The sequence below is a fragment of the Streptomyces sp. NPDC058534 genome (assembly GCF_042717365.1).
In the GTDB taxonomy this organism is placed as follows: domain Bacteria; phylum Actinomycetota; class Actinomycetes; order Streptomycetales; family Streptomycetaceae; genus Streptomyces.
In genome coordinates, this window is sequence record NZ_JBHXNW010000056.1 from 1 (window position 1) to 16,844 (window position 16,844).

Annotated in this window: 13 protein-coding genes and 3 pseudogenes; 8 read left to right on the top strand and 8 right to left on the bottom strand. The window is 70.5% G+C overall.

The features are described 5' to 3' along the window. Positions 1-82: 82 nt before the first annotated feature. Positions 83-1,330: a hypothetical protein gene (locus ACFWR9_RS29015; RefSeq protein ID WP_383846973.1), complete on the bottom strand. Its 1,248-nt coding sequence runs from the start codon at positions 1,328-1,330 to the stop codon at positions 83-85. 391 nt (positions 1,331-1,721) lie between these two features. On the opposite strand from ACFWR9_RS29015, the gene ACFWR9_RS29020 reads away from it, so the two are divergent. Next, entirely contained in the window at positions 1,722-3,047 is a 1,326-nt protein-coding gene (locus ACFWR9_RS29020) for a M14 family metallopeptidase (RefSeq protein ID WP_383846974.1), read from the top strand. Positions 3,048-3,228: 181 nt separating this feature from the next. Continuing rightward, the gene (locus tag ACFWR9_RS29025; RefSeq protein ID WP_383846976.1) at positions 3,229-4,068 is read left to right on the top strand and encodes an arylamine N-acetyltransferase; all 840 of its coding nucleotides are present in this window, start codon (positions 3,229-3,231) and stop codon (positions 4,066-4,068) included. A 37-nt stretch (positions 4,069-4,105) separates the two neighbouring features. Here the strand turns inward: ACFWR9_RS29025 and ACFWR9_RS29030 are convergent, their stop codons facing one another. The 4 genes from ACFWR9_RS29030 to ACFWR9_RS29045 all read right to left on the bottom strand — a co-directional run bounded on the left by ACFWR9_RS29030 (position 4,106) and on the right by ACFWR9_RS29045 (position 8,456). Next, a complete protein-coding gene (locus tag ACFWR9_RS29030; RefSeq protein ID WP_383847054.1) occupies positions 4,106-4,639 on the bottom strand; it encodes a transposase in 534 nt (177 codons plus the stop codon). 1,210 nt (positions 4,640-5,849) lie between these two features. Beyond that, complete coding sequence (locus ACFWR9_RS29035; RefSeq protein ID WP_383846978.1) at positions 5,850-6,548, bottom strand: N-acetylmannosamine-6-phosphate 2-epimerase; 699 nt, start codon at positions 6,546-6,548, stop codon at positions 5,850-5,852. A 2-nt stretch (positions 6,549-6,550) separates the two neighbouring features. After that, positions 6,551-7,537, bottom strand: coding sequence for an ROK family protein (locus ACFWR9_RS29040; protein WP_383846980.1), 987 nt, complete (start codon positions 7,535-7,537; stop codon positions 6,551-6,553). After that, complete coding sequence (locus ACFWR9_RS29045) at positions 7,530-8,456, bottom strand: dihydrodipicolinate synthase family protein (protein WP_383846982.1); 927 nt, start codon at positions 8,454-8,456, stop codon at positions 7,530-7,532. Before ACFWR9_RS29045 ends, ACFWR9_RS29040 begins: the two co-directional genes overlap by 8 nt. Before the next feature lie 180 nt (positions 8,457-8,636). Between ACFWR9_RS29045 and ACFWR9_RS29050 the strand changes: the two genes are divergently transcribed. Next, positions 8,637-9,383 carry a FadR/GntR family transcriptional regulator gene (locus ACFWR9_RS29050; RefSeq protein WP_383846984.1) on the top strand — a complete coding sequence of 249 codons (747 nt, stop codon included), beginning with the start codon at positions 8,637-8,639 and terminating at the stop codon, positions 9,381-9,383. 458 nt (positions 9,384-9,841) lie between these two features. Further along, a complete protein-coding gene (locus tag ACFWR9_RS29055) occupies positions 9,842-10,003 on the top strand; it encodes a hypothetical protein (RefSeq protein WP_383846986.1) in 162 nt (53 codons plus the stop codon). A gap of 429 nt (positions 10,004-10,432) precedes the next feature. Here ACFWR9_RS29055 and ACFWR9_RS29060 read toward each other — a convergent pair whose 3' ends face one another. Beyond that, positions 10,433-11,113, bottom strand: a complete 681-nt coding sequence (locus ACFWR9_RS29060) for an ABC transporter ATP-binding protein (RefSeq protein ID WP_383846988.1) — start codon at positions 11,111-11,113, stop codon at positions 10,433-10,435. Beyond that, complete coding sequence (locus tag ACFWR9_RS29065) at positions 11,110-12,198, bottom strand: ABC transporter permease (protein ID WP_383846990.1); 1,089 nt, start codon at positions 12,196-12,198, stop codon at positions 11,110-11,112. The genes ACFWR9_RS29060 and ACFWR9_RS29065 overlap by 4 nt, the downstream gene beginning before the upstream one ends. Positions 12,199-12,369: 171 nt before the next feature. On the opposite strand from ACFWR9_RS29065, the gene ACFWR9_RS29070 reads away from it, so the two are divergent. Then, positions 12,370-13,578 carry a sensor histidine kinase gene (locus tag ACFWR9_RS29070; RefSeq protein WP_383846991.1) on the top strand — a complete coding sequence of 403 codons (1,209 nt, stop codon included), beginning with the start codon at positions 12,370-12,372 and terminating at the stop codon, positions 13,576-13,578. Further along, the gene (locus tag ACFWR9_RS29075; RefSeq protein ID WP_383846992.1) at positions 13,575-14,210 is read left to right on the top strand and encodes a response regulator; all 636 of its coding nucleotides are present in this window, start codon (positions 13,575-13,577) and stop codon (positions 14,208-14,210) included. The genes ACFWR9_RS29070 and ACFWR9_RS29075 overlap by 4 nt, the downstream gene beginning before the upstream one ends. Before the next feature lie 847 nt (positions 14,211-15,057). Here ACFWR9_RS29075 and ACFWR9_RS29080 read toward each other — a convergent pair. Then, positions 15,058-15,198, bottom strand: a pseudogene (locus ACFWR9_RS29080) (DUF302 domain-containing protein); the annotation flags it as partial. Between ACFWR9_RS29080 and ACFWR9_RS29085 the strand changes: the two are divergent. Then, positions 15,198-16,231 (top strand): annotated as a pseudogene (locus ACFWR9_RS29085) (MBL fold metallo-hydrolase); the annotation flags it as partial. The pseudogenes ACFWR9_RS29080 and ACFWR9_RS29085 sit on opposite strands and share 1 nt — an antisense overlap. Further along, positions 16,226-16,844 (top strand): annotated as a pseudogene (locus tag ACFWR9_RS29090) (sulfite exporter TauE/SafE family protein); the annotation flags it as partial. The pseudogenes ACFWR9_RS29085 and ACFWR9_RS29090, both read left to right, overlap by 6 nt.

Below are 16,844 nucleotides of genomic sequence, written 5' to 3' on the forward strand. Positions count from 1 at the left end.
TGTTTTCAACTACCGCCCCGGCCGCCCCGCCCCCACCCCCGCGCCGACCGTCCCCGGTGACACCGCGGTGGCGTGGTCCGGGTCAGCGCGCGTCGGGCGCCACGATCACCGGCAGCTGGGCGTCGAACTTGGCCGCGAAGTCATGCCCGGTGAGCTTGTGGCCCTGGTTCGGGGCGGAGTCCACGACCTGCGCGGCCCACTCGGTCGAGCGGATGCGCTGGTTGGGTGTGCCATGGTGGCCGGGGCTGGAGAATCCGCAGTCGCCGACGTTGAAGAATGACTTCTGGACGTCCAGCGTGCGCTTGGCGTTCAGCGCCGCTCCGCGCGAGTGGACGAGCGCGTAGGTGCTCATCGCATCGGCCATCAGCTCGGTGCGGCGGGTCGCCTCCGGACCGGTGAGCGGGCTGGCGAAGAGGCCCTTGGCGTACTGCACCTGGTGGCCGTACTCGTGCGCCAGGATGCCGCGTGAGGCCTCGGCCGCGGGCAGGCCGATGCCTTCCTGAGCCTGCACGATGCCGTCACCCATGACGATGCGCTTGGTGATGCCCAGTTCCGTCGCCCACGGGTCGTCCTGCGGGTCGTAGGCGAACGCGTTGAAGGTCAGGTAGGGGTGGTCTCCGCCGTTGGCCTCGGGGTACTTGGCGAGGATCTCGGCGACGGTGCCGGCGTAGAGTTCGGCGTCCTCGCGTGACATGCCGTACACGACCTCGTAAGCACGCACCACACGGGCCGGGTCCGACAGCACGCGGCCGTGCATGGGCATGAGCTCGACGTCTTTGGGGATGTCCCAGAAGCGCCGCAGGCTCGTCATGGTGCGGTTCATCTCCTGCGTGATGCCGCCGTCGACCCCGAACGTGTTCGTCTTGGCCTCGTGCCCGAAGATGAGCGCGTCGTAGGTCGGGATGTCGGCTGCCCCGAAGAGGGTCAGGAGGAACAGCGGCTTCCACGCGGCGGCGTAGGACTTGGAGGCCCAGTCCCGCATCGGGGTGGGCGCGCACTGGTGGTCGTCCGGGTTGATGACGCTCTGGGTGATCTCGCGGTACGCGCTGTGGTCGAGGCCGAACCGCTCGGCGAGCGCGGCCTGGCGCTGCTGCCAGTCGGCGGGCAGCTTCGCGACGGCGGCGCGGAGCTTCTCCTGGAGCGCCGGGTCGAGGTTCGTCTGGGCCAGGAAGGCCTCGAGCTGGGCCCGAGGGTCGGTGGCATCGTTCGTGGCCGCGCTGACCGCGGCGGGGGTGACGGGGGCGGGGGCGGCCTGGGCCATCGTGGGGACCGACAGGACCGCGGCGAGGGCGAGTCCGGCGCCAACGGCGGCCAGGGTCTTCTTGGTCATGCGCTACTCCTGGTGATGGTCGATGACCGCCCGCTTCGGCGGCTGCCCTACTGACTCACGTCCGGCCTGTGCCGGGCCAGGGTTCGGCGTGACGTGATCTGACGTTGGCGGGAACCGGACACGCTCCGCTCACCACGGCGATCCGGGGGCGGCAACGCGCGGGAAGTCCGGAACTGGTGACTTCGCGTCATCACCCGTCCCACGTTTCCTGGGCGAATCAGGGCGCGAAGTCACCCTGCGTAGAGCCGGGTTGCCGGGTGCGCGGCTGCGGTACGGGCCTTGACACCCGGCGTCGGCGATCCCAAAGATGGCGCCACTCAAGGGCCATGGACCTGACAAGATCCGTTTGGCGCATCCATGTCTTGTCGCAACGCACCCCCACAGGAGAATCATGCGACTGCCCACACGCGGCCGGCGGACCACCACCGTCGCCGGCGCCCTGCTGGTGGTGGCGCTGACCGCGCCATTCGCCGCTGAGGCCACCGAGAGCGACACCGCATCGCCGTCCGGCCGCGCGCAGAAGAGCGTCACGGCCGACGCGTACGAGGTCACCGGCGTGCGGACGGCCGCCGAGCGCACGGCACTTGTGCGCACCGGCGCGAGCATCGAGACCGTCGGCGACGACTCGGTGGTGATCACCGCCGACGCCCGCGTGCTCGACACCGTCCGTGCTCGCGGCTACCGGGTCGCCCCGCTGGCCGCGCCGGCCCGCAAGGGCAAGCCCCAGGCCGGGGACTTCCCCGCCGGGGACACCGGCTACCACACGTACGCCGAGATGACGACCGCGGTCGACCAGGCGATCACCGCACACCCGGACATCGTCAGCAAGCGAGTCATCGGCACGTCCTACGAGGGCCGGGACCTGATCGCGGTGAAGATCAGCGACAACGTCTCGGCCGACGAGGACGAGCCGGAGGTGCTGTTCACCCACCACCAGCACGCAAGCGAGCACATGACCGTCGAGATGGCGCTCTACCTGATCGACGAGTTCTCCTCGAAGTACGGCAGCGACCAGCAGGTCACCACGGCCGTGGACGGCCGTGAGATCTGGATCGTCCCGGACGCCAATCCCGACGGCGGCGCGTACGACATCAGCGGCGGCCAGTACCGCTGGTGGCGCAAGAACCGGCAGCCCACCCCGGGCACCTCGTACGTCGGCACCGACCTGAACCGCAACTGGGCCTTCAAGTGGGGCTGCTGCAGCGGTTCGGGGGACCAGCCGTACTACGGCACCTACCGCGGGCCCGCGGCCGAGTCCGCTCCTGAGACCCAAGCCCTCGCCGACTTCGTCCGGTCCCGGGTGGTCGGCGGCAGGCAGCAGATCACGGCGGCGATCGACTTCCACACGGCGGGCCGGCTGGTGATGTGGCCCTGGGGCTGGACCCAGGATGCGACCACCGACGGCATGACCCAGGACGACGCCGACGCCTACGCGGCCATCGGCGACGAGATGGCCGCCGGCAACGGCTACACCCCGCAGAAGCTGAGCGCCCTGTACACCTCGGACGGATCGATCGCCGACTGGCTGTGGGGCGACCAGAAGATCTTCGCGTTCGCCATCGAGCTGTACCCGTCCGGCCCCGACAACGGCCACTACCCGCCGGACGAGGCCATCGGACCGGAGACCGCCATGAACCGCGGAGCGGTGCTGAAACTCCTCGGCAACGCCGACTGCGTGTACCGGGCCATCGGCAAGGAAACACTCTGCACGACCTGACCCGCCGAACAGCACAGCCGATCACTCGACGACGAGTCCACCTGTCCAGGCCGTGGCACGCCATACCCCACGCCCCATACAACACAAAGTCACCGGTATTGGTCCTAGGTCAAAGGAACCAGGACAAGCACCGCACGCAGCCCGAGGCCCGCGTCGCGCCAGGCTGCGTAGGGTCGGGAGCGTGACGAATAACGACGAAACCCCGCAGGAATCCGCCCCTCAGCTGGACCTCGACGCCTATCTCGCCCGCACCGGCTGGACCGGGGAGCGACGCGCGGACGCCGCGACGCTCCGGTCGCTGCATCGCGCCCACATGTACGGCATTCCGTTCGAGAACCTGGACACGATCGGCGGTTCGGCCCCTTCCCTCGCCCTGCCGGACCTGGAGGCGAAGATGGTCCGCGGAGGCCGGGGCGGGTACTGCTACGAGCACAACACACTGCTGGCCGCCGTACTGGAGGCATTCGGTTTCGGCGTCACCCGCCTGGCCGCCCGCGTCGCGCTGGGCGCCCGCGGCGCGATCCGGCCGCGTACGCACATGCTGCTGCTCGTCGACGTACCGGGCGAGCCGCACCCGTACGTGGCGGACGTCGGCTTCGGCAGCGCCGGAGGGCTGCTCGAAGCGGTCCCACTGGTCGCGGACACCGAGTTCCGGGACGCGACCCGCCGGCACCGCCTGGTCCACGAGCCGCACCACGGGCCGCTGGAGCTGTGGGTGCTCCAGGCGTACGAGGACGACGCGTGGACCGATCAGTACGCGTTCACCCTGGAGCCGTACGAGGCCCCGGACTTCGAGGTCATCAACTGGCACATCGCGACCAACCCCCGCTCCCCGTTCTCCCACCTCCTCTTCATCACACGCACGACGCCGGACGCCCGTCTCGCACTCACCGGCCACCACCTCGTCGAGACCGGCTCGGACGGCTCCCGCAAGGAGCGGGAACTGTCGGGTCACGACGAGATCGCGCGTGTGCTGACCGCCGACTTCGGCATCTCGGTACCGGATGGCATGACCCTCTGAGTAGCTTGACTCTGTCGGGGATCTTGGTGTCGCCTGTTCAGTCTCTGGCGGACCACCAAGACCTCGGCCGGGGGATCCCGTGCTGGTCCAGGAAGTTCTGGAAGGCAGTCGGTGGCCGGGACGGGGGTGCTTCTCCGGTCGGCGGCCGTCGGCTGAGGCGCTCGATGTTTGCGGCGATGGCTGTGAACACGTGCTGCAGGTGGGCTTTCTGCTGTCCCCGGTGGCGGCAGCGGCGCATGCCCTGTCCGTGAGCGAACTCGTTGATGGCGCCTTCCACTCCGGAGCGGACCGCATAGCGAGCCTGCGGTTCGGGTGTCTGTTGCTCGGCGCGGACTCGGAGTTGCAGGTCACGGAGTTCTCGCGGGGGAAAGCCCACGGCTGGGGCGCTGTCGGTGGTGGTCGTGCAGCGGGTGCGGACCGGGCACGGGCGGCACTGGCTCTTGGTGAACCGTGCCACGATCAGAGGTGCCGGGGTGGGTGAGGAGGTCGGACAGGGGCCGTGCCATCCCCGGCAGGTCTCGCCCGCCGGGCAAGTGACCTGCCGGCGGTCGAAGTCGATATGGAAGGCCAGCGCCGCACCGCCGCACCACCGTCGAAATCGACGCCGAAGACGTCGCGGTTTCCCTCACGTACGGCACCGCCCAGGTCACCAAGAGCTACCGCGCCGCCCCGCCCACAGCAGCAGCGTCCGCCCCGGCTCCGGCCGCAGCGGACGCACACCGCGATCCCCACCCGTTCTGAGCTGCTGGCCGGCGCACCCCCTTGCCACGTCGGCAGTGTGGTCGGATGTCCCGCACGCCACAAGCCCGCCCCCGTCCAGCGGACTGATGTCCAGCAGGCCGTTCAGCTGGAAGCCCTGGCCCGCAAGTATCCCCAGCCCTGGTCAGGGGATATGCCGCTGGGTGGGAGCACCGTTTCCCGCGATCGGGCCTCGATTCTCCCGCTGCACAGGTCAGCAGTTGATCGACGGGGTCGTGACACCACGACAGAATGCCGGGCCAGCCAGTGCAGACCGCTGCAGCACGGCGACGGCGACGGTCACCCGATCCAAGTGCTGACCGCCCCGGGAGGTGATGCCCCGAGTCGGCGACCAAGTGGCCACTGACCGGCATCATTTATTCTCTGCCTCCCAGGAATGCGTGTGGCGTCCCGACCTGGCCAGCATGCTCACAGAGGCGGGGTCGCCCCCGCGATCGCGGCCATGCTTGGTATGAAGGGGCTCGTACGCGACCGCTGCCCGCGGCCTACTGAAGCTGGTTTCGGAGATGTCTGAAGAGATGGCCACGGCTCCAGGGCTACGGCCCGGCCATCCAGAAGCAGGTCGATCGTCACGTCATGTCGATCGTCTCCGGTCCAGCCGCCAAGTCGGCCGGAGCCCGACCGATCCTCTGTAGGAAAATGGCAACGTCACGAGCCCCCGCGAGGTAGCCGTCGACGTGAGGCGGAGAAACTCTTGTCCGTCCCCGATGTGAGGGGAGCAGGTCCTATGGGCGCTGCAGCGGCGGGAGCAGTCCCCGACAAAGCAAAGTTGAGGCCCCAGAACGCCACCTCCGGTCCCCCGTGACCGACCCCCTCGCTTCGGTCACGCCCCCGCGTCGTCGCCACGGTTCATTACGGACCCATTCATCGCATCAGTGCGTGGAACGTGCGATGCGTGAGATTCTTGCCCGTGCGCATGGTCGACCACACGACCGCGACACACTGCCGGCCGCACGACAACTGCGTTACTTGATACCGCGGTTGCCGTGGCTTCGCATGTGAGCTGCTCGCCCAGCAATGCGTCACAGCGCGCCGGCGAACCAGTTGGTGATAGTCGTGGGGTGGGTGATGGCCGTGCCCACACAGACGCTGAACGCTCCGCGCTCGATCGCCGCGGCAGCCTGGGAAGGCGTGTGGACACGTCCCTCGACGACGACCGGAAGGCTGCTCCGCTCCAGCAGCGCGTCGAGCAACTCGAGGTCGGGCCCGTCGGTCTTCGGGCGCTCCCCGGTGTAGCCGGCGAGCGTGGTCCCGAGCAGGTCGACGCCGGCGTCCTCGGCGGCCCGGGCATCGTCGACGGAGCCACAGTCCGCCATGACCAGGACGTCGGTCTCGGCCCGCAGGAGTGCGACGGTCTGCGCGAGGGTTCGCCCGTCCGGGCGCGGTCGGCGTGTGCCGTCGAGCGCCACTACGTGGGCCCCGGCGCGGGCGACGGCGAGCGCGTGTTCCAGCGTCGGGGTGATGAACACCCCGGAGGTGCCGTCCTTCCACAGCCCGACGACGGGCACGTCGACGGCCGCGACGACCGCCTTCACGTCCTCGATGCCCTGTGCCCGGATGGCTGCGGCGCCGCCGTCAACGACGGCCTGTGCCATCTGGGCCGTCGTGCGTGGGTCGCGCAGTGGCTCGCCCGGGTACGCCTGGCAGGACACCGTGAGGCGTCCTCGCATCGTGTCGAGCACACCCTGGCGGGGCACTTGGTTCGGTCGCTTGTCCGTCATGGTCACTGTTCCTCGTCACTCGACGTTGTCATGGTCCAGGCGCAGTGCGCCGCACCGACGATTGCCGCCTCGCCGGCCAGCGCCGCGGGCACTACCGGCAGGTCTGCCAGTACGTCGACCACCTCCGAACGCAGTGCTCCCTCAAGTGCCGACCACCACAGCCCGCCGGCCTCGGCGACTCCGCCACCGACGACGACGACCTCTGGATCGAGGACGGTGACGATTCCGGCGATCGCGCGCCCGACCGCCTCCCCGGCCGCGCGTACCACTCGCGCGGCGAGGTCGTCGCCGCCCACGGCTCGCGCGACCACGTCCCGCGCGTCCGGGGCTGCGGGGTCGCCACCGAGCGCGAGGTAGCGCCGGTGGATCGAGGGGCCGGCTCCGACGGCCTCCAGGTGGCCGGTGCGGCCGCATGGACAGCGCAGGCCCTCGGCGCCGGGAACGGGCAGATGGCCCGCCTCGCCGGCGAGGTGGTGCGCGCCGCGCAGCAAGCGACCGTCGAGCACGACAGCGGCACCGACGCCGGTGCCTACGGCGACGAGCAGGACACTACGGGCGCCGGCCGCGGCACCGCGCCACGTCTCGCCCGCCGCGTGCGCGTCGACGTCGTTCTCCACCACCACGACGAACCCGTCCTCGGCCGCGAGGGGGGCCAGCCGTTCCCGCAGTCCCCCGGCGATGTCGGTGCCGGGCCAACCGGGAAAGGTTTCGGTCGCGGACACGACGACGCCACGTCCCGAGTCGATCACCCCCGCCGCCCCGACGCCCAGCGCCCGCAGCCCTGTGCCGGCCGCGGCGAGGACGCCGCGTACGAGCGACGCGACCGCGTCGAGCACGGCGGCGGGCCCGTCCGTGGCCGGTGTCGGCGTGGTGTGCACTCGACCGAGCGTGCCGTCTGCGTCCACCGTCGCCGCGGCGATCTTGGTGCCGCCGAGGTCGACGCCGACGACGACACCGGCGCCCGCGGCGTACAGGTTCGTCTCAGACACCCAGGAGCCCCGCGGTACGCGTGATCTCCGCGATGCGGTCGGCGACCGCGCCGTCGAGCGCTTCGACGGGGAAGGCCATCGTCACCGAGTCGATCAGGCCCTGCCGGTGTGCCGAGACCTTGAACGAACCGACTCCCGCGGCGTCCCCCGAGCGGCCGCGAGCCTGGAAGACGATCTCGAAGAGGGCCGCCAGCCGGTCCTGCTCGATCCGCGCGTCGTCCCACTTCCCGGCCTGGGCGAGGTCCCACAGCCGGACGTAGCCTGCGGCATCGACGTTCGCCAGCCCCGGCACCACGCCATCCGCGCCCAGCAGGAGCATCCCGTCCACCACGGCCTCGTGCCCGGTGAACAGGGCGAGAGGAGACCCGGCGGTCGCGTTCACCGCGACGAGGCGGCGGAACGCCACGTCGTCGCCAGAGGAGTCCTTGACGCCGGCGAGCACGCCCTCGGTACCGAGGCGCACCAGCAGGTCCGCCGGCAGCTTGCGGTGCACCCGCACGGGGATGTCGTAGGCGAACAGCGGCACCTCGACGGCCGCCGCGACCGCTCGCAGGTGCCGCTCGATCTCGGTCATGTCGTTGATCGCGTACACGGGCGCGGTAGTCGCGACGGCGTCGACCCCGGCACCGGCGAGCGCCTTCGCCTGAGCGACGACGCGGGCGGTGGTGAGGTCGATCGCTCCACCGATCACGGGTACCCGACCGTCCGCCGCGCGCACCGCGGTGCGCGCCACGAGGTCGCGCTGGGCGTCGGTGAGGTAGGCGACCTCTCCCGTCGAGCCCAGCACGAACAGTCCGTGGACCCCGGCGTCCACCAGGTGGCGCACGAGGCGCTCCAACGATGCGACGTCGACCTCACCTTCGGGGGTGAGGGGAGTGAGGACGGGCGGCACAATGCCGCGGAAGGTGGGCGTGGCCACGTTAACGCTCCGGTTCTCGATCCAAGGTCGGTGTTTGGCATGCGCGCTACGGTGTCCCCAGCGTGAAAGTGCCGAGGGCGCCGCATGTCGGCGCTGCTCGACACTGAGCACCAAGCCCGAACATCTGATGTCTGATCTTAGGTAAGATTACCCTAGGACCGCGAATCGAAGGGGTCAAAAATGGCCGCAGGACGGCGGAGCTTCAGGACGCTCGCGCCCGGGGCGTCGCGCGAGGCGGACACCTCGCGGCGGGCAACCACCACGGGCCGGATCAAAGACTTCATTCTGGTCGAGGGCCTGGGCCCCGGGGACCTCCTGCCCACCGAGGCCGAGCTCTGCGAGCGTCTCGGTGTCTCCCGCTCCAGCGTGCGGGAAGCGATTCGCACCCTGTCGACGCTCGGCATCGTCGATGTCCGGCACGGCCACGGCACGTACGTGGGCTCCATGTCGCTGGACGCTCTCGTCGAGATGCTCGTCTTCCGTGGGGTGCTGAGTCCTGGCGACGACCTGCGTGCACTGCGTGACGTGGTCGAGATCCGCCAGGTACTCGACCACGGGATGGCCGAGCGCATCGTGGCAAGTCTGGCGGGCACATCCAACCCTGATCTGCACGCGCTGGTGGACGAGATGGTCTCCGTAGCCGCGGAGGGCCGCACCTTCCCACAGCAGGACCGGGCGTTCCACACAGGGCTGTTGGCACGGCTCGACAACAAGCTGGTCGGACAGCTCGTCAGCGCGTTCTGGGAAGTGCACACCGTGGTGGTGCCCACACTGGGACTCTCCGTCGCAGCCGACATGGATCAGACGGCGCGAGCGCACGGGCTCATGCTGGACGCGGCCGAGGCGGGGGACGTCGCCGCGTTTCACACGGCGGTCACGGCTCACTACGACCCCATCGGCCGGGCGCTCGGCGTGACGGAGGCATGAACGGCGAGCACCACCGTGGCTACGTCGCAGTCCCCGTGCGTGCTGCTCGGACAGGCGTCAGCGCACGAGGAGGCCACCTGACGGCGGCTGTGACAGATCCTGCCGAGCGGCCGTGCTCGCGGCCCGACGCAGTCACGAGGCTGACCAGCCTCCACTCACGCGGGCGACGTGGACTCGCGGATCCCGGTGATCAGGGGCGACTCCGGCCATGTGGCCCGACACCATGACACATCTCTACCCACACGCGACAGTGCTGGTAGACGACGCCGCGACGTCGAGCCCGCAGCTTGCCGATCATCACCGCCAGTCGTTGGCCGGCGGCCGGCCCGCCAGGGGTCCTCGGGCACGCCGACCGTATCCGCCAGTCCTGCATCGGTGCCTGAGTTCCCGGGGGCACCCACTCTGCCGGGGCGCGACAACACCACCACACCCGAGACCAGTCAGCATCCAGCCATATCGTGCAGGCGTACTCGGACGACGACGGCGCCACCTGGCAGAAGGGGCGGCTCGTCACCCACGAGTTCCGCGCACCCGACTCGCGCTACGCCCTGCTCGCCCCGGGGCGCGCGATCCAGATGCGCGGAGGCGAGCACACCGGTCGGATCGTGGTGCCCATCTAACGGAGATGAGTTCCGGGGTCGAGGCGGTCGCTGTCGTCAGCGACGACGGCGGCGCCACCTGGACGCGGGGGAAGCCCGTGCCCACTTCCATCGGTATGCACGAGAGCGCGATGATCGAGGCGGCACCCGGGGTGCTGCGAAGCTTTCACCGCCACGCGTCAGAGGGTCACTTCCCGGGAGACCGGCGATGAACTCCCCGGTGTCGTGGTCGCCACCGCCATGGATCGAGCTCGAAAGAACGGCGTAGCTCACCTCGGAGCCGTCCATGACACGGCCGAGGGACATGGGCGCACCCGGCCACCACCCTCGACCACGAACCGCAGAGCCTCACGACCCCTACCCACGGCTGCTGCAATACCTCCGTGCCACCCGGTCACGGCAGGTGCCACGGTGATCCCGAACGCGGTTCTTGAGTGCCGTACCGGTGAGTCAGGTGTGGGCGATGTGGCGGACTCGGCCGTCATGGACCTCCGTGATCTGGTCGACGGCGGTGAGGTGGGTGCGGTCGTGGGTGACCAGGACGGTCGCCGTGGCCTGCTGGTGGGTGAGGCTGGTGATGAGATCGACGACGGCGGCGCCGCGTTCGTGGTCGAGTGCACTGGTGGGTTCGTCGACCAGGAGGACGGTGGGGTCGTTCATGAGGGCGCGGGCGATGTTGATGCGCTGGCGCTGGCCGCCGGAGAGCTGGTGCGGCCTCCGGTTCGCCTGGTCGGCCAAGCCGACGGAGTCGAGCAGTTCAAGGGCGCGGCGGCGGGCACTGCACGGCTTGCGGCCGTCGATTTGTGCCATGACCTGGAGCTGCTCGGCCGCGGTGAGGGAGGGCAGCAGGTTGGGCTGCTGGAAGACGATGCCGATCTTGTGGCGGCGCAGGTCGGTGAGTTGGCCGCGGGTCAGCCCGGTGGTGGCGGTGCCGTCGAGGGTGACGGTGCCGGAATCGGGGGTGATGAGGGTGGCGGCGACAGCGAGGAGGCTGGACTTGCCGGAGCCGGACGGGCCGACCACGGCGGCCAGGGTGCCCTTGGGGACGTCGAGGGTGACATGGTCCAGGGCGGTCAGGCGGGAGTCGCCGTCGGGGTAGGTGAGGGTGATGTCGGTCAGGTTGAGGCTCATCGGGCGCTCCCCAGGGCGGTCAGCGGGTCGACGGAAGTGATGCGGCGGATGGACAGGGCGGCCCCGAGCACGCCGAGCGCGATCATTACCGCGGCCGGGATCAGGACGGTGGCGGGTGTGAGGAGGAACGGCACGGCGCTGCCCGCGACGAGGGCTCCGAGGCCGGCGGCAATGCCGGTGCCGATCAGGGTGCCGCCCGCCAGGAGCACGACGGCCTGGCCGAGAGCGTCCTTGAGGAGGCCCGCTGTGGAGGCGCCCAGGGCCTTCAGCACGGCGACGTCGCCGCTGCGCTGGATGGTCCACACGGTGAAGAAGGCACCGATGACCAGTGCGGAGATGGCGAACAGGAAGCCGCGCATCAGCTGCAGGGAGCCGTTTTCGGAGGTGTAGGAACCGATCGCTGACAGTGAGTCGTCCTTGGAGACCGTCTTCGTGCCCATGGCCTGATCGGCGGCCTTGATGTCGGCGCCGGATGTGGTGTCCAGGGCGATGACACTGGCGGTCGGCCCGTCGGACCCGCTCGTTGGGGGTGCGGCCTTCTGCCAGGTGCCGAGACTGGTCCAGACGACCGGGGTGTGGCTGAAGGAGGCGTCCCCGCTCACCGCCGCCACGCTCACCTCCTGCCCGGCCAGAGTGAAGGTGTCGCCCGCCACCACACCGAGGTCGTCGGAGGCGGTGGCCGACAGGACCACCGCGCGACCGTGGATCCTGTCGCTGTCGGGGGCGAGCCCGGAGCCGGGCTGCACGCCGAAGGCGGACACCCCGACGCTCTTGCTGCCGGCCGTCGCCTTGGTGGTGGTGATACCCAACGGCTCGGCGCTGTTCACGCCGGGCGTACGGGCCCAGCGCTGCCACTGCTCCTCGGTGACGGTGGAATTGGCGTACGACACGTCTTCGCCGCTGCCGGGCGCGTTGAACGCGATCCTGTCCGCGGGCAGGGACGTGATCGCGGAGATGTTCTGCTGACCCAGCCCCGCCGTCAGCCCGGACAGCAACCCGACCAGCAGGGTGATCAGCACGATGACTGTGCCCATCAGGGCAAAGCGCCCCTTGGCGAACCTGAGGTCTCTCCAGGCTACGAACACGGCTCGGACCTGCCCTTTCATGAGTGGAAACGGAATGTCTCCACCATCGCTGCCGCATGCCTGAACAGGCATCTCGCCCCGGACAGCACTGGCCGCGTCGAAGGACGGCACCCGGGTTGTAACTTTCGATGGAGGCTGCGCCCAGAGGATTCTCCTTAGGCTGGAAGGACTGTGAACAACTCCGCTCCCACCCCGACTCCCACCACCCGGGCCCTGACCTGGTGCCTGCACCTGCTGGTCGTGGGCCTGCTCGCCCTGGCCGCCGTCCGGGCCGTGGCCGACAACCACGCGGCCGCAGGATGGATCGTCGCCGCGGCGGCGGCCTGCGGCCTGGTCTACGCGGCTGGTCCGCTGCTGCCCCGCGTGGGCCGCTCGCGGCGGGCCGCCGCACTGTGGCTGGCCTCCGTGGGCGCCGCTTGGCTGGTGTTGCTGACGCTGTCGGCCGACGCAGTGTGGGTGGCGTTCCCGCTGTACTTCCTCCAGCTCCACCTGCTGTCCCGCCGCGCCGGCCTGGCCGCGGTGGTGGCCACGGCGGCAGCGGCCATCGCCGGCTTCGCCACGCACCAGGGCGCCTTCAGCGCTGCGATGGCGATCGGGCCGGCCCTCGGCGCCGCCGTTGCTGTGGCAGTGGTGTGGGGATATCAGGCCCTCTTCCGGGAGAGCGAAGACCGCAGGCGCCTGATCGAGGAGCTCACCGCCACCCGAGCGGACCTGGCCGAGGCGCAGCACACCGCCGGTGTGCTGGCCGAGCGCGAGCGCCTGGCCCGCGAGATCCACGACACGCTCGCCCAGGGCCTGTCAAGCATCCAACTGCTGCTGCGCGCCGCCGAACGCTCCCTGCCGACCACCCCTGAGAACGCCGCCCGCTACGTCGACCAGGCCCGGCAGACCGCCGTCGACAACCTCTCCGAGGCACGCCGCTTCGTCGCCGCCCTCGCCCCGCCCGCCCTGGAAGGCTCCACCCTGGCCGGCGCCCTGGAACGCCTCTGCGCCACCACCAGTACCCGCCACCGGATCACCGCACGCTTCCACCTCACCGGGGACGCTGTACCACTGCCGACCGCGCACGAGGTCGCCGTGCTGCGTGTCGCCCAGTCCGCCCTCGCCAACACCATCCGCCACGCCGAGGCGACCGTCGTCGAGGTCACCCTCAGCTACCTCGGTGACCATGTCGCCGTGGACGTCGTAGACGACGGACGCGGCTTCGACCCCGGCCGTCTGCCTGTCCCCGACCCGGAGACCGGTGGGTTCGGAGTGCCGGCCATGCGTGCCCGGGTCCATGCTCTCGACGGCACCCTCACTCTCGAATCCACTCCCGGCCGCGGCACCGCACTGGCCGCCCGGCTGCCCCTGTCCCCCACAACCGAGGCTCACCTGTGACCGAGACCCCGATCCGTCTGCTCCTGGCCGACGACCACCCCGTCGTCCGGGCCGGACTGCGCGCCGTGCTGGAGACCGAGGAGGGCATCGACGTGGTGGCCGAGGCCGCCACCGCCGAGGACGCGGTCGCCCGCGCCGCCCAGGGCGACATCGACGTCGTGCTGATGGACCTCCAGTTCGGCAAGGGCATGAACGGCGCCGAGGCCACCGCTGTCATCACGGCCCGCCCTGCGGCTCCCCGTGTACTGATCGTCACGACCTACGACACCGACGCGGACACGCTGCCCGCCATCGAGGCCGGGGCCACCGGCTACCTGCTCAAGGACGCCCCTCCCGAGGACCTGGCGGCAGCCGTACGCACCGCCGCGGCCGGCCGCACCACCCTGGCACCGGCCGTCGCGGACCGGCTGATGAACCGACTGCGCACGCCGGGTACCGCACTGACCCGGCGCGAGACCGAAGTACTGGCCCTGGTCGCCGAGGGGCTGTCCAACCTGGCCGTCGGCGTCCGCCTCCACCTCACCGAGGGAACCGTCAAGTCTCACCTGGCCCGCATCTACACCAAGCTCGACGTCGACTCCCGCACCGCCGCCGTCGCCGCTGCCACTGAACTCGGCCTCATCCGGCGGTAGACGGCGCGGTACTCGGCCCCCGTCAGCACGGGACTTATGCACCCGTTCGGCCCGTCGCCGGATACCAAAGGCCCGGACCCGGGCCCCGGGGGAGGGATCCCGCTCACGCCGTACGCGAGACCGCGCGCGTTCCGGTGCCGAAACGTCTGTGTCATGCGATTCTGCTTGCCTCGTTCGCGTGCTGCCGCGTGTGCATGTGGCACTCTGATCTCGGCGCTCGCCAGGAGCGGCAGGATGCGTGGCCCACGCTCAAGAGGATGGGCGCCTGCCGCCGCTCAGCTCGTTTCCGCATACTGACTCGTTGCACGATCCAGACTGCGGCTGTTGGCCCTCCACCATCGGCGCAGAGGCCCAGATGTCAGACGTGTTCGGAGGCGTGAGGGAAGAAGGTGAAGTCGATGCCGTGTCCTTGGGCGCCGCGTGGGCCCGTAGACGCGGTAGCGCGAGGCTGGGGGCGGCGGGCCCGACCGGGAGAAGAGGCGATCACCGCCCGGCCGGGCACGACGGCGGCCTGACGCAGAGAGATCAGCACGAGCCGCTTGACCTCACGCTACGTCGCGATGACCATGCGCGCCTGCCTCTTGCGCCGATCGGCGGAGCGCTGCGCTCGGTGCAGCACCCCAGTGCAGACGGCCGACGGGTACAACCGGCAGCTACGCCGCTGTCTCAACGACACCACGCTGCCCCGCGAGGTGCGCGTCATCGGCGCTCCGGTCCGGCTCGACCCTCCTGCCCGTCACCAGGACCATGAAATCACCAGTTCTCGGCATAGGTACACCGCCTGGACCACTGGGAGCATTCGGGTCTGCGCATCGGGCCCGCTGGCCGCCGGCCGGGCGTGGGTGGGTCAGTCGGGTGAGCCCAGGGCTGCGTCCAGCCGGACCGTGGCGTCGGTGGCAACTGGTTCCAGGGCGGGCAGGCCGGTGAGGGTGACCATGGTGCCCGGGTCGAGGGCCTGGATGAGCGTGGTCTCGCCGTCACGGGGAACTCTCCGGCGGACCCAATGCCGCGGTGGCCATCGACCCACCGCGCGACATCGACCAGGTCATAGCCGCAGCGGCCCGCCGCGGGGTGCGCATCGCTTGCGTGGCCGAGACTCATGTGCACAACGACTACATCACCGGCGGCCTGGAGCCGGCCCGCGTCACCGGCGCCCAGTACCTGGTGCCGGCCGGGGCACACGTGTCCTTCGACCGCACCCCTGTCGCCGACGGCGACACCGTGACGGTGGACGAGGGCCTGGTGCTGCGCGCTATCGCCACCCCGGGCCACACCCGCACCACACCTCCTACGCCCTTACCGAAGACGGTCGCGGTGTGGCGGCGTTCACCGGCGGCTCGCTGCTGATCGGCACCGTGGGCCGCCCGGACCTGGTCGAGCCACGGCTGACCGAGCAGCTGGCCCGCGCCCAGCACGCCTCCGCCCACCGCCTGGCCTACGAGCTGGACGACGAGGTGCCGGTGCTGCCCACCCATGGATTCGGCAGCTTCTGCTCCTCATCCCAGGCCGAGGGGAACGCGACCACGATCGGCCAGGAGCGCGCGACAAACGACGCGCTGACCCTGGACGTGGACACCTTCATCGCCCAGATGCTCGCCGGGCTCGACGACGTCCCGGCCTACTACGCGCACATGGGTCCGGCCAACGCCGCGGGCCCCGCATCGGTCGACCTCACCCCACCTAGGCGCGCGGATGCCGAGGAGATCGCCTCCCGGCTGGCCGCGGGTGAGTGGGTGGTGGACCTGCGCAGCCGCGTGGCCTTCGCCGAGGGACACGTGGCCGGATCGTTCAACTTCGAGGGCGAGGGCAAACTCGCCACCTACCTGGCCTGGCTGATCCCGTGGGGCAAGCCCGTCACCCTGCTCGCCGACGCCCCGGAGCAGATCACCGACGCGCAGCGGGAACTGGCGCGGGTGGGTATCGACCGCCCGGCCGCAGCCGTCACCGGTGATCCGGCCGGCTGGGTCCGTGAGGGCGAGCGGCTCGCCTCCTTCCCCCGCGCCCGTTTCGCCGACGCCGCCACCACGGCCAGCCTGCTCATCGTTTCCGCCACCTCCGCCACCGCCCTGTATGCCCACACCCGCGACGGGAACGTGGCATGGAAGACAGGAGTGCTGTTCGCTGCGGCGGGCATCGTCCCCGCCTTCCTCGCCGGGGCCGTCGCCGGGCGCCTGCCCGAAGCGGTGCTGACAGCGGCGTTCGCGCTCATCGCCGTGCAGGCGGCCCTGCGTATGCTGCGTCCGTCCGCGTCCGAGCCGCCGGACCGGATCCGTCCTGGCAAGGCGGCCGGTGCCGGTGCCGGACTTGGCGCCGTGACGGGCTTTCTGGGGGGTCGGTGGGGGATTCCTCGCCGTGCCCGCCCTGGTGAGCGTCCTGGGACTGGCTATGCGGCGGGCGGTAGGCACCAGCCTGCTCGTCATCACGGTGAACGCGCTGGCCGCGCTCGCCGCTCGCACCGGCGCCGGTAGCGGGCTCCACTGGGAGATCATCGGCCCCTTCACCGGAGCCGCGATCCTCGGCGCCTGGGACGGCCAACGGCTCGCGACGAAGATCTCCGGCACCACCCTTCAGAGAATCTTCGCCGGCGTACTGCTGGCGGTGGCGGCCTTCATGCTCGTTGACGTGATCGTCTGA

Excerpts from the sequence above, each read along its gene's own strand:
- ACFWR9_RS29035 (WP_383846978.1), bottom strand. The coding sequence starts at position 6,548 with ATGACGGACAAGCGACCGAACCAAGTGCCCCGCCAGGGTGTGCTCGAC.
- ACFWR9_RS29050 (WP_383846984.1), top strand. The coding sequence starts at position 8,637 with ATGGCCGCAGGACGGCGGAGCTTCAGGACGCTCGCGCCCGGGGCGTCG.
- ACFWR9_RS29060 (WP_383846988.1), bottom strand. The coding sequence starts at position 11,113 with ATGAGCCTCAACCTGACCGACATCACCCTCACCTACCCCGACGGCGAC.
- ACFWR9_RS29015 (WP_383846973.1), bottom strand. The coding sequence starts at position 1,330 with ATGACCAAGAAGACCCTGGCCGCCGTTGGCGCCGGACTCGCCCTCGCC.
- ACFWR9_RS29020 (WP_383846974.1), top strand. The coding sequence starts at position 1,722 with ATGCGACTGCCCACACGCGGCCGGCGGACCACCACCGTCGCCGGCGCC.